Annotated in this window: 15 protein-coding genes; 5 read left to right on the top strand and 10 right to left on the bottom strand. The window is 69.3% G+C overall.

From position 1 onward, the window contains the following. Positions 1-113: 113 nt before the first annotated feature. Genes JOD31_RS01420 through JOD31_RS01405 form a run of 4 tightly spaced genes read right to left on the bottom strand, consistent with a single transcriptional unit; the run spans position 114 to position 3,436 of the window. Positions 114-809: a (5-formylfuran-3-yl)methyl phosphate synthase gene (locus tag JOD31_RS01420; protein ID WP_204948539.1), complete on the bottom strand. Its 696-nt coding sequence runs from the start codon at positions 807-809 to the stop codon at positions 114-116. Further along, the gene (locus JOD31_RS01415) at positions 806-1,375 is read right to left on the bottom strand and encodes a DUF447 domain-containing protein (RefSeq protein ID WP_204948538.1); all 570 of its coding nucleotides are present in this window, start codon (positions 1,373-1,375) and stop codon (positions 806-808) included. Before JOD31_RS01415 ends, JOD31_RS01420 begins: the two co-directional genes overlap by 4 nt. 1 nt (position 1,376) lies before the next feature. Continuing rightward, complete coding sequence (locus tag JOD31_RS01410; protein WP_204948537.1) at positions 1,377-2,843, bottom strand: DUF6513 domain-containing protein; 1,467 nt, start codon at positions 2,841-2,843, stop codon at positions 1,377-1,379. After that, the gene (locus tag JOD31_RS01405) at positions 2,840-3,436 is read right to left on the bottom strand and encodes an amino acid kinase family protein (RefSeq protein ID WP_204948536.1); all 597 of its coding nucleotides are present in this window, start codon (positions 3,434-3,436) and stop codon (positions 2,840-2,842) included. Before JOD31_RS01405 ends, JOD31_RS01410 begins: the two co-directional genes overlap by 4 nt. 243 nt (positions 3,437-3,679) lie before the next feature. Here JOD31_RS01405 and JOD31_RS01400 point away from each other — a divergent pair, with 243 nt between their 5' ends. The 5 genes from JOD31_RS01400 to JOD31_RS01380 all read left to right on the top strand — a co-directional run bounded on the left by JOD31_RS01400 (position 3,680) and on the right by JOD31_RS01380 (position 9,064). Further along, entirely contained in the window at positions 3,680-4,075 is a 396-nt protein-coding gene (locus JOD31_RS01400) for a c-type cytochrome (protein ID WP_204948535.1), read from the top strand. Between the two features lie 57 nt (positions 4,076-4,132). Continuing rightward, positions 4,133-5,113 carry a quinoprotein relay system zinc metallohydrolase 2 gene (locus JOD31_RS01395; RefSeq protein ID WP_204948534.1) on the top strand — a complete coding sequence of 327 codons (981 nt, stop codon included), beginning with the start codon at positions 4,133-4,135 and terminating at the stop codon, positions 5,111-5,113. A 448-nt stretch (positions 5,114-5,561) separates the two neighbouring features. Next, positions 5,562-7,370, top strand: a complete 1,809-nt coding sequence (gene xoxF5 / locus JOD31_RS01390; protein WP_204948533.1) for a lanthanide-dependent methanol dehydrogenase XoxF5 — start codon at positions 5,562-5,564, stop codon at positions 7,368-7,370. Between the two features lie 147 nt (positions 7,371-7,517). Continuing rightward, positions 7,518-8,381 (top strand): substrate-binding domain-containing protein, encoded by an 864-nt coding sequence (locus JOD31_RS01385; RefSeq protein WP_428980893.1) that lies wholly within the window; start codon positions 7,518-7,520, stop codon positions 8,379-8,381. Positions 8,382-8,392: 11 nt separating this feature from the next. Continuing rightward, positions 8,393-9,064: a PQQ-dependent catabolism-associated CXXCW motif protein gene (locus JOD31_RS01380; RefSeq protein WP_204948531.1), complete on the top strand. Its 672-nt coding sequence runs from the start codon at positions 8,393-8,395 to the stop codon at positions 9,062-9,064. A 150-nt stretch (positions 9,065-9,214) separates the two neighbouring features. On the opposite strand, the gene JOD31_RS01375 is transcribed toward JOD31_RS01380, so the two are convergent. The 6 genes from JOD31_RS01375 to JOD31_RS01350 form a co-directional block, all read right to left on the bottom strand. Beyond that, positions 9,215-9,961, bottom strand: a complete 747-nt coding sequence (locus JOD31_RS01375; protein WP_204948530.1) for an SDR family NAD(P)-dependent oxidoreductase — start codon at positions 9,959-9,961, stop codon at positions 9,215-9,217. A 247-nt stretch (positions 9,962-10,208) separates the two neighbouring features. Continuing rightward, a complete protein-coding gene (gene purF, locus JOD31_RS01370; protein ID WP_204948529.1) occupies positions 10,209-11,696 on the bottom strand; it encodes an amidophosphoribosyltransferase in 1,488 nt (495 codons plus the stop codon). A 66-nt stretch (positions 11,697-11,762) separates the two neighbouring features. Continuing rightward, positions 11,763-12,431, bottom strand: coding sequence for a CvpA family protein (locus JOD31_RS01365; RefSeq protein ID WP_204948528.1), 669 nt, complete (start codon positions 12,429-12,431; stop codon positions 11,763-11,765). Positions 12,432-12,520: 89 nt separating this feature from the next. After that, on the bottom strand, positions 12,521-13,936 hold the full coding sequence (gene radA, locus JOD31_RS01360) for a DNA repair protein RadA (RefSeq protein WP_204948527.1): 1,416 nt from the start codon (positions 13,934-13,936) through the stop codon (positions 12,521-12,523). An 18-nt stretch (positions 13,937-13,954) separates the two neighbouring features. Continuing rightward, positions 13,955-14,242 carry a type II toxin-antitoxin system RelE/ParE family toxin gene (locus JOD31_RS01355; protein ID WP_204948526.1) on the bottom strand — a complete coding sequence of 96 codons (288 nt, stop codon included), beginning with the start codon at positions 14,240-14,242 and terminating at the stop codon, positions 13,955-13,957. Beyond that, positions 14,239-14,517 (bottom strand): type II toxin-antitoxin system ParD family antitoxin, encoded by a 279-nt coding sequence (locus JOD31_RS01350; RefSeq protein WP_204948525.1) that lies wholly within the window; start codon positions 14,515-14,517, stop codon positions 14,239-14,241. The genes JOD31_RS01355 and JOD31_RS01350 overlap by 4 nt, the downstream gene beginning before the upstream one ends. Positions 14,518-14,521 lie beyond the last annotated feature (4 nt).

The raw sequence follows: 14,521 nt of genomic DNA, 5'->3' as shown, positions 1-14,521 counted from the left end.
CCGCCGTTTTCGAACGATCCGAACCGGAACGGCTTTAGGTTCCGGGACTCCGCCCGGAACAACGGCGTGGTTCATCGCCACGCCGTAGAGACCGCTCTGGCGGAAGACGCGGTTCAGGCCGCGGCGCGGCGGCCTTTGAGCGCCTCGCGGACTCCGGCGACCGCGTCGGCGTCGAGCCGGCCGGTCCGGCCGCCGTCGCACAACGCGCCGCGGAAGCCGAGGTAGTCGGGCGCAAGCCGCGCGAGCGGGGCGACGTCCGCCAGCGCGAGAGAGCCCGCAAGCCCCGTCAGCAGATTCCGCCCGCGGGCGGCCGCCACGAAGCCGGCGAGCGCCGCGTCGTCCATATGGCGGCGCAGGCCGCCGGCCGCCTTGTCGGCGGTGTCCACCATCACGCCGGCGAAGCCTGCGTCGGCCGCCGCCTCGACCAGGGCGAGGTCCACGCCGCGGTCCGCGAAGAACACGGCGATTAGCCGGGTCCGCCGCGCCAGGGGGCGGAGCGCGTCGAGGCAGGCGGCGGCGCCATCGGCCAGAACGCCGAGCTTCACCAGCGGCACGCCCGTGGCGGCGACGCGCTCCGCCGCCGCGAGCACGATCTCCGGCCGCATGGGCTGGTCGCCGATCGTGGCGCTGAGCTCAGGCGCCTCCGGCCCCCAGCCGCGCCAGCGCGCGACGGCGGCCTCGAGCGCCGCCGTGTCCCAGGCGCCCAGCGCGCCCCTGGACGGGTCCTTCAGATCGACGATGTCGGCGCCGCCGATGCGGACGGCCTCCATCTCTTCCGGGGTGGCGACGCTCGCCAGAAAGCCGGTCACGACGTCGCCTTCGCGCGGTGCGCGTTCACGGCGTCAAGCAGCCAGCCCCAGGCCTCGCGCTCCGCCTCGCCCGCGGTCTTGTCGATCGCGATCTGGAGATAGGCGATCTCGGCGTCGATCTTCTCCGCCGGCAGCATGTGCAGGCGGCTCACCAGCACGGCGCCTTCGAGCACGGCGGCGATCGCCCGGTTGAGCCCAGGGAAGGGGCGCAGCGCGACCTGGCGCACGGTGCGGCAGGTCAGCTTCGGCCGCTGGCCGCGCTCGTCGTCGACCGTCATCACCTCGACCTCGTCGCAGGCCAGCGCCGCCATGAGCCGGACGGACGCCACCGCCTCGGCCGGCGCGGTCGGCCACTCCGGCCGGCGCTTGGTGACGCAGCCTGCGAAGACCCGCGCATCGTCGGTGAAGTTCACGACGCCGCAACGGGTTGAGAAAAAGTTCTCAAGCGTGCGCGAAGGCCGGAACGGCTGCAGCAGCCAGCCGCCGTCGATCGGGGTCGCCCCCATAGGGGCCACATGGGGGACGCCCTCGGGCGAGAGCGTCGTGACGATGGTCTCGCGGATCACGTCAGGTCTGGTCCTCGGGTTCATCCGGAGTCGCGGCGGCGTCGGGCGCGCGCTTGGCCCGCTCCGCGCGCTTTTCGGCGAAGGTCGCGCCAGCGTTCTTGAAGCTCAGCTTGTGGGCCTCTTCAAGGCTCTGCGCCGTCTCGCCCGCGACGCCGAACTTCAGCGCCTCGTCCTGGGCGTAACGCTTGCCCAGGCGGAAGGCGATCTCGGCGCGGGCGGTCTCGACGCCGAGATAGAACGCATGGCCGGCGTCGCCTTCGACCTCCAGGTGCGGAAAGTGGTCGAACGGATCGACCGCGATGCGGTGGCCGTCGCGGTTGAACACGTGGACGCCCTCCTCGCTGACCTCGATGCGGTAGTTCCGGTCACGGATCTCCTTGGCGAGATCGGCGATCTCGGCCGCGGTCGAGGCGACGGGCTTCCGGTCGCGCAGCGCCATCAGCCCGGAGCCGAACCCCTGCGGCAGGGAGCCGGCCTCGCGCGCCGCGAAGTACTCGCGCCGGGCGCGGTCGAATTCGCGCACCGCCGTCCGGCAGTGGGGGCTGACCTGGACCGCCAGCACCGCCTGGATCCGGAGCTCCGAGATCATGCCCATGAGGATGGCGTTGATCCCCGTGGTGTCGGCGTCGGTCAGCTCGGTGACGTTGCCGATGCCCATCAGGATCGGCGCCTCCGGCCGCAGCCGCCGCAGCTCGGCGTAGCGCACGACCGAGGCGGTGAAGCCGAAGTGGATCGGATCGAGGATCGGGTCGGCGAGATAGGGCAGGCCCTTCGCGTCCATCGCGTCCATGGCGCGCAGCAGCGAGTCGAGGTCGCCGGGGTTCGCCGGCACCAGCACCGGCACGGCGGCGCCCTCGTCGGCGATCGCGAGTGTGTGCTCGCTGAGGCTGAGCAGGTGGTGCGCGCCGGCCCGATTGGCGCGGGCGAGCTCGTCCGGGTTCGCCGAATCGACGCTGACCTTGCAGCCGTCCGCGATCAGAGCGGCGATGGTGGCTTCGAGATGCGGGAACTCGGTGTCCGGCATGCAGCCGAGGTCGACGACGTCCGCCCCCTCGGCCCGCAGCGCGCGCGCCCGCTCCACGATGCCGTCGACGTCGAGCGTGGTGGCGTCGACAATCTCGGCGAAGATCGCGCAGTCGTGGCGCGACAGGTCCGGCTCCACGCCGCCGCGGCCGAAGAAGGCCGGCAGGTCCGCGAGCTCTTCCGGGCCGCGCACGAAGGGCACGCCGAAGTGACGGGAGAGGCGCTCGAGATCGCCGCGGAAACGGCCGGGCATCACGGCGCGGTCGACGTTCTCCGGCAGCTTGAGGCGGCGCTCGATGATCTCGGCGGTCATCAGCGCCGCGACCTTGACGCCGACGTTGACCACCTGCGGCTGAAGCGCCTCGCTCGCGAGTTGCTCCGCGAGCTTGACGAGCCGGGCTTCCGCCAGCGAGCCGGTGACGAGAGCGACCTTCTCCCCGCTCATGCGGCGGCCCGTGCGGGACGAAGCGCCGCGGCGAGGCCGGCCGCCTCGACGCAGACGATCTCGCCGGAAAAACGTGCGGCGAGCGTCGGAAAGTAAGGGTCGACGAGACCGGCCTCGGCCCAGCCGCGGGGGCCGGCCTCCGCCGGAGCCGGCGCCGACTTCACCAGCACCAGGCGTTCGGCGCCGAGCCTCAGCGCGAGCCACAGCGCCAGGCTGTCGGAGGTCACGTCCCAGCTCGCCGGCACGTCGGCGGCGAGCGCGAGCCGCGACGGCGCCCACAGGCCGCCATGGCCGTCCCGCACGGCGCCCGCCACGTCGTCGGGCTCGGAGCTTAGGGGGAGGGCCGGGCAAAGGCTCGCGAGGGCGAACGCGGTCTGCTCCATGGCGAGGATCGCCATCCCGTGGGCGGCGCGGTCGTCGAAGCCGAACCCGGACTGGGCGCGGCGCACCGCGTCCGCGAACGGCCCGCCGCCGGGGACGACGAGCGCGCGCGCCGCGGCGCAGGCGTCGAGGGCCGCGCGCAGCGTAGGGGCGCCCAGCAGGCTGCCGCCGAGCTTCACGATCGGGGAGGGCGCTGAGGCGCGCTCGTGCATGAAAGTCTCGGCTCCTCGGCAAGCGCGGGATGGCTCGACGCTCTCCTACCCCCGCACGCGGCGCATTCCAAGGAGCGGACCGGAGGAGGACCTGAGCGGAGCGGATCCTGGACCCCGAACCCATACCAAAGACTGCGACATTTCGGCCTTCCAACGGCGGTTGCCCTGCCACATGTAACGCTTCTAATTCCAATCGGCGGCGCTCGCCGCCGTCACGACAAACAATCCGGAGGACGCCCACCTATGATCCGCCATGTGACTCTCGCCGCCGCGGCCATCGCTCTTTCCACGCTCGCCACCGGCGCCTTCGCGCAGGACGCGACCAAGGGCGAAGCCGTGTTCAAGCGGTGCGGCTCCTGTCACGCGGTCGGCGAAGGCGCCGCCGACAAGGCCGGCCCGGAACTGAACGGCATCGTCGGCCGCAAGATCGCCGCGACCGGCTTCGCCTATGACGACGCGCTGAAGACCTTCGGCGAGGGCAAGACCTGGGACGAGGCCACCCTCGACAAGTGGCTGGAGAACCCGAAGGCTCTCGTGCCCGGCAACAAGATGTCCTTCGCCGGACTCAAGAAGGAAGACGACCGCAAGAACGTGATCGCCTACCTCGCCCAGTTCGACGAGACCGGCAAGAAGAAGTAATCGGGGGTTCGTGAAGGCCGGCGCCGCCGGCCCCCGTGTCCAACGAAAGCTGACGCCATGAACGACCGCCTCCCGTCGCGCACGGGGCCGTCGGCCGCTCGCGAAGCCGCCCGAATCTTCGGGCGGCTTTTTGCGTTCTGGGCCGTTTTGACGCTCGCCGCGATCGCTCCCGCCGCGGCCGTGGAGCCGCTGCCGACCAAGGAGGTCGCGCCGGGCGTGTTCGTCTACGAGGCGCCGTTCCAGCTGATCGCGCCGTCGAACGAGGGCGCGATCGCCAACGTCGGCTTCGTGGTGGGGCGGGACGCGGTCGCCGTGATCGACACCGGCAATTCGCGGATCGCCGGCGAACGGCTGCTCGCCGCGGTGCGCGCCCGGACCGCGCTGCCGATCCGCTATGTCGTCAACACCCACATGCACCCCGACCACGTGCTCGGCGACGTCGCCTTCCGGGGGGAGGGCGCGACCGTGGTCGGCCACGCCAAGCTGGCGCGGGCGCTCCAGGCCCGGTCGCAAACCTACCTCGACGCGGGCAAGCGCCTGCTCGGCGCGAGCTTCGACGGGACGGAGGTCGTGCTGCCGCAGACGTCGATCACGGAGCCGACGACGCTGGACCTCGGCGGGCGCGCGCTGAAGCTCGAGCCCTGGCCGACCGCCCACACCGACAACGACCTCACCGTGCTGGACGAGGCGACCGGCACCTGGTTCCTCGGCGACCTGGTCTTCCTCGGTCATCTTCCGAGCATCGACGGCTCGCTCGAGGGCTGGGTGAAGGTGATGGGGACGCTCGCGACTCGGCCGGCGGCGCGAATCGTGCCCGGCCACGGCCCGGCCTTCGCGTCATGGCCCGAGGCGCTCGACCCGCAGCGGCGCTACTTCGACCGGCTGCGCACGGACGTCGAGGCGCTGATGGCGAGCGGCGCGACCCTCCGCGAGGCGTCGGAGAAGGCCGGCCTCGCCGAGCGCGACGCCTGGGCGCTGTTCGACGAGTTCAACAGCCGCAACGCGATCGAAGCCTACCGTGAGCAGGAGTGGCGCTGACGGCGGCTCCCAAAACGGGACGCTGCGCTCCAACGCGCCCGCCCATCTATAACTAAAGTCTTAAACTCTGGGGGCGGGGGTTGGAGTGGTCCAATCCGCAGACTGCGGAAGCTTTCCGCCCTTTCGCCCCGAGCCTGTCTACTGCGCCGCACTATAATAAGTTCGCAAACGCAGCAAAATCATAATAATGCTCTTATATCTTAAAGTCCTGTTGCGTGCCCTGGGGAAGCGTTCTAGGGTCCCCGCAGTCTTCAGCTTCAACGCTAGAGCCTCTAGGGGTGACGGCGGTTCGTAGGTCTAGTCCGGGGTGCGCCTCGAGACGACAATGTCGAGGATAAAATCCCGACGGACCGTGACACGATGAGGGAGGCGCAAGTCCAATAATAAAGATTACGCTGCAGTAAAAACTGCGGCTGCCTAAGGACTGCGTTTAAGAGGGAGAATACGAATGCGCAATGTCGCGATCGCGGCGGGCCTGCTGGGCACCGTCGCTATGGCACTGCCGGCGCTGGCCAACGACAGCGTCTCAACGATCCTCAAGGACCCCAAGCAGTGGGGCATCCAGACGGGCGACTACGCCAACACCCGCTATTCCAAGCTCGATCAGATCACCGCGAAGAACGTCGACAAGCTCCAGGTGGCCTGGACCTTCTCGACCGGCGTGCTCCGCGGCCACGAAGGTGGTCCGCTCGTGATCGGCGACATCATGTATGTCCACACGCCGTTCCCGAACAACGTGTTCGCGCTCGATCTGAACGACAACGGCCGCATCATCTGGAAGTACGAGCCGAAGCAGGATCCGAACGTCATCCCGGTGATGTGCTGCGACACGGTGAACCGTGGCCTGGCCTACGCTGACGGCAAGATCATCCTGCATCAGGCCGACACGACGGTCGTCGCGCTCGACGCGAAGTCCGGCAAGAAGGTCTGGTCGGTCGTCAACGGCGACCCGAAGAAGGGCGAGACCAACACCGCGACCGTTCTCCCGGTCAAGGACAAGGTGATCGTCGGCATCTCCGGCGGCGAGTTCGGCGTGCGCGGCTCGGTCACGGCCTACAACATCGCTGACGGCAAGCTCGCTTGGCGCGGTTACTCGATGGGTCCCGACGCCGACATGCTCGTCGACCCGGAGAAGACCACCGAGCACGGCAAGCCGATCGGCAAGGACAGCTCGCTGAAGACCTGGCAGGGCGACCAGTGGAAGATCGGCGGCGGCTCCACCTGGGGCTGGTACTCCTACGATCCGAAGCTGAACCTCGTGTACTACGGTTCGGGCAACCCCTCGACCTGGAACCCGAAGCAGCGCCCCGGCGACAACAAGTGGTCGATGACCGTGTTCGCTCGTGACGCCGACACCGGCGTGGCGAAGTGGGTCTACCAGATGACGCCCCACGACGAGTGGGACTTCGACGGCATCAATGAGATGATCCTCACGGATCAGAAGATCGACGGCAAGGAGCGCCCGCTCCTGACGCACTTCGACCGTAACGGCTTCGGCTACACGCTCGACCGCGCCACGGGCGAGCTGCTCGTCGCCGAGAAGTTCGATCCGGTCGTGAACTGGGCCACCAAGGTCGACATGGACAAGTCGTCCAAGACCTACGGTCGTCCGCTCGTCGTCGCCAAGTACTCGACCGAGCAGAACGGCGAAGACGTGAACTCGCAGGGCATCTGCCCGGCGGCTCTCGGCACCAAGGACCAGCAGCCTGCGGCGTATTCGCCGGAGACCGAGCTGTTCTACGTCCCGACCAACCACGTCTGCATGGACTACGAGCCCTTCCAGGTCTCGTACACCGCCGGACAGCCCTACGTCGGCGCGACCCTTTCGATGTACGCTGCCCCGAACAGCCATGGCGGCATGGGCAACTTCATCGCCTGGGACGGCAAGAAGGGTAAGATCGTTTGGTCCAACAAGGAGCAGTTCTCCGTGTGGTCCGGCGCTCTCGCCACCGCTGGCGGCGTGGTGTTCTACGGCACGCTCGAAGGCTACCTGAAGGCCGTCGACGCCAAGTCGGGTAAGGAACTGTACAAGTTCAAGACCCCGTCCGGCATCATCGGCAACGTCATGACCTACGAGCACAAGGGCCAGCAGTACGTGGCGGTGCTCTCGGGCGTCGGCGGCTGGGCCGGCATCGGCCTCGCGGCTGGCCTGACCAACTCGACGGACGGCCTCGGCGCGGTCGGCGGTTACGCCGCTCTCGCTCAGTACACCGCCCTCGGCGGCCAGCTGACGGTGTTCAAGCTGCCGAACTCGTAAGCTGACGGACGACCTCAGGTCGTACTAAAAATCGGGGGCCCGGCCATTGGTTGATCCAGTGGCCGGGCCCTTCCGTATTTGGAGCTGAACTTAAGAAGATCATAAAGACTGGCGCCGAATACGGCGCACAGCGGAAGGATGCGCCTCATGGAGTCTTTCGGTCGACGTCTCGTTTCGACGCCGTTTCTCAGCTTGAGCTTCGCGGCCGCGGCCCTCGCGGCCGGCCTCAGCGGGCCCGCCGCGGCCCAGACCTCCGACCTCGTCAACCGCGCGACGCTCCGCGTCTGCGCCGATCCGGCGGACATGCCGCTGTCGAACGAAAAGGGCGAAGGCTTCGAGAACAAGCTGGCCGATCTGCTCGCGAAGGACCTCGGCGTGCCGGTGGACTACACGTGGTTCCCGCAGGCGACCGGCTTCTACCGCATGACGCTCGGCAGCAAGCGCTGCGACGTGGTGATGGGCTTCGTCGCCGCCGGCGATCCTGTGCTCAACACCAACCCCTATTTCAAATCCGCCTGGGTGCTGATCTCCAAGAAAGGCGGCGCGCTCGACGGCGTCGACGCCCTGACCGATCCCAAGGTCAAGGACACCCGCCTCGGCGTCATCGCCGGCACGGCGCCGGCGAGCCACATGGTGCGCGACGGGCTGATCGTCCGCGCGCGGCCCTATTCGCTCATGGTGGACCGGCGCTTCGATTCGCCCGCCGAGCAGATGCTGCGGGACATCGACGCCGGAGAGATCGATGGCGGGATCCTCTGGGGCCCGATCGGCGGCTACTTCGCGACCGTGAAGGGCGAGGGCAAGTACAACGTGGTGCCGCTGGTCAAGGAGCCGGGACAGCCGCCGATGACCTATCGCATCACGATGGGCATCCGGCCGAACGAGCTGAACTGGAAGCACCGGCTGAACGAGTTCATCGCCAAGCACCAGGACGAGATCAACAAGATCCTGCTGGACTACGGCGTGCCGCTGCTCGACGAGCAGGACAAGCCGATCACCGCGGCGCGTTGAGGCGCGCCGGCATGGGAGGCGCGGTCGTGGAACTGGACGGCGGGGCGGGGCGCGCAGCGAGGCGCGCTGCTCTCGGTCTCGCCGTGGTCGGTTCCGCCCTGTTGTGCCTCGCGGGCCTGGGATGGCCGGAGCCCGCCGCTGCCGCTCCGGCGGCGGAGGACGCGATCACCGGTCCGACGCCGCCCGAGCCCTCGGACTACCGGATGGAGGGCTACCGCAGCCCGACGCCCGCGACTCTGGCGGGCGCCCGCGTCCTCGACACCGCGATGGCGGAGGCGGCCTGGCGCGACAAATCGATGCTTCTGATCGACGTCATGCCCCGGCCGGAGAAGCCCGCGAACCTGCCCGCCGGCACGATCTGGCGCGACCACGCGCGCGACCACATTCCGGGCACGCCGTGGCTGGTGAACGTGGGCTACGGCAAGCTCCCGCCCGACATGAACCGGTTTTTCGCCGACAGCCTGACGGCCCTCACCGGCGGCGACAAGGCGAAACCCATCGCTTTCTACTGCCGGGCCGCCTGCTGGATGTCATGGAACGCCGCCAAGCGGGCGATGGAGTGGGGCTATTCGGACGTCGGCTGGTATCCCGAAGGGACGGACGGCTGGGACGCCGCGAGGCTGCCGCTGGAGCCGGCCACGCCCTATCGGCTCGACGCGACCAGCCCGACCGCTCCGCAGTAGAGCAGTCGCTTCCGCCATATAAACGCGGGCCTGCGTTCTTGGAGACGAGGGCGCAAAGCCCGTTCGTCAAAAACGGGACATGGACCGTTTGAGCGGGGCACATGCTTCGAAACGCCCGCCGAGAGGCGGGCGTTTCGACCCCGCACGGCGTCACTCAGGCGCGCGGAAGCTCTGCAGCGCGTCCGTCGGGAAATCGTAGAGCTTGCCGGTCTCCGTGAAGCTCGGCAGGCAGAGCCCGACGATCTTGGGGGCGAGCTCCGCCGGCGTGCGCAGGGTCGCGGGGTCTTCGCTCGGCATGGCGCTCGCGCGCATCTTGGTGCGCAACGGCCCGGGGTTCACAAGCGTCACCTTCACCGGCGTGTTGGTGCGCGTCTCGGCCGCGTAGGAGCGGGCGAGAGCCTCGACGCCGGCCTTGGTGACCGCGTAGGGGCCCCAATAGGCGCGGTCCTTGTGCACCACGCCAGAGGTCAGGAACACGGCCCTCCCGGCGTCGGACGCCCGCAGCAGCGGATCGAGCGAGCGGATCAGCCGCCAGTTCGCGGTGAGGTTGACCGCGACGATCTTGTCCCAGTCCTTCGGCTCGACATGACCGAGCGGCGTCAGGGGGCCGAGCTGGCCCGCGTTCGCCACCAGCGCGTCGAGCTTCCCAAACCGCTGGTAGAGCGCGCCGCCCAGCCGGTCGATGGCGTCGAAGTCGTCGATCGGGAAGGGGGCCAGCGTCGCCTGGCCGCCGACGGCCTTGATCGCGTCGTCCAGCTCCTCGAGCCCGCCCTGCGTGCGCGCGGTCGCGACCACATGGGCGCCGGCCTCGGCCAGCGCGAGCGCCGTCGCGTAGCCGATGCCGCGGGAGGCGCCGGTGACCACAGCGACGCGGCCGGCGAGGGGTTTTTCGCTCATGAGCTGTCGGTCCGATCGGAGCTGGCGTCCGAGCCGGACGTTCGCGTCCGGCCCTGAGGTCGGTCACTTACCGCAGGTCGCCGGGGAAAAGAACCCGTGCGATCGCGCGCGGCAGACAGTTCACCGCCGCCGTCATGGTCCGGCTCGACCGGACCATCCACTGCCGACGTGAAGCTCTACGTCTGAGGTGGGTCCTCCGGTCAAGCCGGAGGACGACGGCGAGATCGAGTGAGGCGGCGAGCCGGCCTCAGCTCGCTTCGGCGATCAGCGACAGCTGGCGGGGATGCTCGCCGGTGCGGTCGGTGAGGGGCGTCGGGTAGTCGCCGGTGAAGCAATGGTCGGCGAACTGCGGGCGAAGGTCGTCGCGACCTTCGTAGCCCATGGCGCGGTAGAGGCCCTCGACCGACAGGAAGGCGAGCGAGTCGGCGCCGATCAGCTCGCGCATCTGCTCGAGGCTATGGGTCGCGGCCAGCAGCTTCTCGCGCTCCGGCGTGTCAATGCCGTAGTAGTCGGAGTAGAGGATCGGCGGGCAGGCGAGGCGGAAGTGCACCTCCTTGGCGCCGGCGTCGCGCATCATCTTGACGATCTTGCGCGAGGTGGTGCCGCGCACGAGGCTGTCGTCGACGAGCACGATGCGCTTGCCCTCGATCTGGCTGCGGTTCGCGCTGTGCTTCATGCGGACGCCGAGTTCGCGCACGCCCTGGGTCGGCTGGATAAAGGTGCGGCCGACGTAGTGGTTGCGGATGATGCCGAGCTCGAACGGCACGCCGCACTCCCGGCTGAAGCCGAGCGCCGAGGGCACGCCGGAGTCCGGGATCGGCACGATGACGTCGGCCTCGGGCGCCGATTCGCGCGCGAGCTCGATGCCCATGCGCTTGCGCACCTCGTAGACCGACTGGCCCTGCACGACCGAATCCGGCCGGGCGAAGTACACGAACTCGAAGATGCAGGGCTGCATGCGCTGCGGCGGGAACGGGCGGAGCGACTGCACGCCCTCGTCGGTGATCACCACCACTTCGCCGTTGTCGACGTCGCGGATGTATTTCGCGCCGATGATGTCGAGCGCGCAGGTCTCCGACGTCAGGATGTAGCAACCGTCGAGCTCGCCCAGGATCAGCGGGCGGATGCCGAGCGGGTCGCGCGCGCCGATCATCTTCTTGGTCGAGAGCGCGACCAGCGCGTAGGCGCCTTCGATCTCGCGCAGCGCGTTGACGAAACGGTCCATGATCCGCGGCCGCCGGCTCTGCGCGATCAGGTGGAGGATCACCTCGGTGTCCGAGGTCGACTGGCAGATGGCGCCGGCCTTCACCAGTTCGCGGCGCAGCGTCAGCGCGTTCGTCAGGTTGCCGTTGTGGGCGACCGCGAGCCCGCCCGCGTCGAGCTCCGCGAACAGCGGCTGGACGTTACGGAGGATGGTTTCGCCGGTCGTCGAATAGCGGTTGTGACCGATCGCGGCTCGACCGGGGAGGCGGCGGATGACCTCGGCGTCGGAGAAGTGGTCGCCCACCAGGCCGAGGCGCTTCTCCGCGTGGAAGCGCTTGTTGTCGTAGGAGACGATGCCCGCGGCCTCCTGGCCCCGGTGCTGCAGCGCGTGCAAGCCGAGCGCCGTGAGGGCTGCGGCTTCCGGATGTCCGAAGACGCCGAAGACGCCGCATTCCTCATGGAGACGGTCGGACTCGAGGTCGAACCAGTCTTCCACGACGTTCGGCGCCTGCGAAGGCTCAGAAACGGTCATGACGTTCGTCTCCCTGAGGCGCGACTGTCGCCTCTCGCATCCGGCCGCGCGAGCCGCGCGCGAGCGTCACTGGCTCGGACGGCCGTTCCTGTCGAGCAGGTTCTGCAGTCCCTGCCGATCCTGAGTGCTCGGCCCAGCCGGGCCGTCGTCCGCCGGCGGCGCCGAGTCCGGCGTCGCAGGCGCGGCGGGATTCGCCGCGTCGCCGCCTTCGCCGTCGCGCCGCTTGAGTTTCTGCAAGATGGTGCTCTCGGGATCGTCCGGCAACAGCGCGAGAAGCTGGTCTCCTGCGCTCTGCAGGATGGGCTTCGACCCCGCGGTGCGGAACCACTCCGGCTGACCCTTCTCGGGCACCAGCCAGGTGAAGAACAGGAACGCGATCACCACCAGCAGCAGCCCGCGGGCCGCGCCGAAGACGAAGCCGAGCGTGCGGTCGAGCGGACCGATCCGGCTGTCGAGGATCGCGTCGGAGATCTTCATCGTGATGAAGGACACGACGAGCAGGGTGACGACGAAGATTCCGCCGGCGGCGACCACGTCGGCGATCTGCGGCGGGTTGAACTTGATGTGCTCGCGGGCGAGCGTCCGCGCCGGCTCGAAGAAATAGATGGTGGCCGCGGTGGCCGCGACCCAGGAGGCGATCGCCAGCACTTCGCGGGTGACGCCGCGCACCATGGCGAGGCCCGCCGAGATCAGCATCACGGCGATCAGCACGACGTCGAGCAGGGTGATTGTCATCTACGCGATCGAGCCTGACTCGGGATCATGTGCGGGATACCACCTTCGGGCGGGGCGCGCGCCCTCTATACAGCGGGCGCCTTGCCGCGTCACGCGCCTTTGATGCGACCTTGCTGCGCATCAGCCCGCGCGGCCAAGCGGGCCACGAGCGCGTCGAGCGCGGGAACGGCGATCGGCGAGACGCCCGCGTCGGTCGCGGCGTCGGCGGCCGCGGCCGGCAGGACCGCGCGGGTGAAGCCGAGGCGCGCCGCCTCCCGCAGCCGCGGCCCCGGGTGGGACACCGGTCGCACCGCGCCGGTGAGGCCGATCTCTCCGAAGAACACCGCGTCGACCGGCAGCGCCGTCCCCATCAGCGAGGACACCAGGGCGGCCGCGACGGCGAGGTCGGCGGCCGGCTCCTGCACGCGCATGCCGCCCGCGACCGCGAGGTGCACGTCGTGGCTGCCGAGGCGGACGCCGCAGCGCGCCTCCAGCACCGCGAGCACCATGGCGAGGCGCGGCCCGTCCCAGCCGACGACGGCGCGCCGCGGCGTGCCGAGGCTGGTCGGCACCACCAGCGCCTGGATCTCGACGAGGATCGGGCGCGAGCCTTCGAGCCCCGCGAGCACCGCGGTGCCGGGCGCGTCGGGCTCCCGGTCGCCGAGGAACAGGGCCGAGGGGTTCGTCACCTCCTCCAGCCCGTCGCCGGTCATGGCGAAGACGCCGATCTCGTCGGTCGGGCCGAAGCGGTTCTTCTGGGCGCGGAGGATGCGGAAGTCGCGGCCCGAATCGCCCTCGAACGACAGCACCGCGTCGACCATGTGCTCGACGACGCGGGGGCCGGCGATCTGGCCGTCCTTGGTGACGTGGCCGACCAGGATGACGCAGGCGCCCGTGGTCTTGGCGTAGCGGATCATCGCCTGCGCCGCCGCGCGCACCTGGGTGACCGTGCCCGGCGCGGATTCGACCTGGCCGGTCCAGAGCGTCTGGATCGAATCGATGATGACGAGCTTCGGCGTCTCGCCGTTCTTCAGCGTAGCGAGGATGTCCTCGACGTTGGTCTCGGCCGCGAGCGCGACCGGCGCCTCGTGCAGGCCGAGCCTCTGGGCGCGCATTCGCACCTGCGCCGGCGCCTCTTCGCCCGAGACGTAGACGACGCGATGTCCGGCGTTCGCCAGCGCCGCGCTCGCCTGCAGCAGCAGCGTGGACTTGCCGATGCCGGGCTCGCCGCCGAGCAGCAGCACCGACCCGTGCACGAAGCCGCCGCCGGTGACGCGGTCCAGTTCGCCGAGGCCCGACACGAGGCGCGGCGCCTCATCGGTCGCGCCGGACAGGCCTTCGAGCACGACGATCCGCCCCTTGCCCAAAGCGCGTGCGGCCGTTGACGACCCGCCGCCCGGCAGCGGCGCGGCTGCGGCCTCCTCGACGATCGAGTTCCAGGCCCCGCAGGCCTCGCACTTCCCCTGCCACCGCGAAGACACCGCGCCGCAGGCCTGGCAGACGAAAGAGGGTTTTGATCGGGCCATCAGATGGACAGGATGCCTTTAAGCAAAGCGTTCGGGCTTCGTGCGCCGTTGCGTCACGCGATGGATTCGCACGGTGTCGCCGCGCACCGAGTAGATAACGAGATAACTGCCGTGAACGAGACGCCTGATTGCGACGCCGCGGCGATGGCCGACCACAGGCGCGCGCTCGACGTTGTCGCGAAGACTGAGGCACAGCTCGGTGGTCGCGATGACCCATCGTTCGGCCGCCAGCGCATCATCGCGTCCGATATGCGCTCCGATCGCCCGGATCTCCGCCTCGGCCTGTCCGGTGACAATGACCTTCATTCGGCAGAGGTAAAGCCGCGGCGTTCACGCACTTCGTGAAGGATCTCGTCAAACACCTCTTCCGCCGGGCGGACCCGTCCGGCCTCGATGTCATCGAAACTCTCGGCCAAGAACGCATCGAGTTCCGCCTGGTCCTTCGCCCGCACGAGTTCGCGGTCCTCAAGCGCCCGCAGGCCCTCGCGCACCACCTCGCTTGCGTTGTTGTAGCGGCCAGAGGCGACCATGGACCGGATGAAGCCTTCGAAATGCTCTCCAAGAGCGAAGCTGGACGGCATGTCG

This window comes from Methylopila capsulata (assembly GCF_016907975.1).
In the GTDB taxonomy this organism is placed as follows: Bacteria; Pseudomonadota; Alphaproteobacteria; order Rhizobiales; family Methylopilaceae; genus Methylopila; species Methylopila capsulata.
This window is presented reverse-complemented; position numbering and strand designations above follow the sequence as displayed.

Coding starts and splice junctions, on each gene's coding strand:
- JOD31_RS01380 (WP_204948531.1), top strand. CDS start 8,393: ATGGGAGGCGCGGTCGTGGAACTGGACGGCGGGGCGGGGCGCGCAGCG.
- JOD31_RS01355 (WP_204948526.1), bottom strand. CDS start 14,242: ATGAAGGTCATTGTCACCGGACAGGCCGAGGCGGAGATCCGGGCGATC.
- JOD31_RS01400 (WP_204948535.1), top strand. CDS start 3,680: ATGATCCGCCATGTGACTCTCGCCGCCGCGGCCATCGCTCTTTCCACG.
- JOD31_RS01410 (WP_204948537.1), bottom strand. CDS start 2,843: ATGAGCGGGGAGAAGGTCGCTCTCGTCACCGGCTCGCTGGCGGAAGCC.
- radA (WP_204948527.1), bottom strand. CDS start 13,936: ATGGCCCGATCAAAACCCTCTTTCGTCTGCCAGGCCTGCGGCGCGGTG.
- JOD31_RS01405 (WP_204948536.1), bottom strand. CDS start 3,436: ATGCACGAGCGCGCCTCAGCGCCCTCCCCGATCGTGAAGCTCGGCGGC.
- JOD31_RS01395 (WP_204948534.1), top strand. CDS start 4,133: ATGAACGACCGCCTCCCGTCGCGCACGGGGCCGTCGGCCGCTCGCGAA.
- JOD31_RS01385 (WP_428980893.1), top strand. CDS start 7,518: ATGGAGTCTTTCGGTCGACGTCTCGTTTCGACGCCGTTTCTCAGCTTG.
- xoxF5 (WP_204948533.1), top strand. CDS start 5,562: ATGCGCAATGTCGCGATCGCGGCGGGCCTGCTGGGCACCGTCGCTATG.
- JOD31_RS01350 (WP_204948525.1), bottom strand. CDS start 14,517: ATGCCGTCCAGCTTCGCTCTTGGAGAGCATTTCGAAGGCTTCATCCGG.
- JOD31_RS01375 (WP_204948530.1), bottom strand. CDS start 9,961: ATGAGCGAAAAACCCCTCGCCGGCCGCGTCGCTGTGGTCACCGGCGCC.
- JOD31_RS01365 (WP_204948528.1), bottom strand. CDS start 12,431: ATGACAATCACCCTGCTCGACGTCGTGCTGATCGCCGTGATGCTGATC.
- purF (WP_204948529.1), bottom strand. CDS start 11,696: ATGACCGTTTCTGAGCCTTCGCAGGCGCCGAACGTCGTGGAAGACTGG.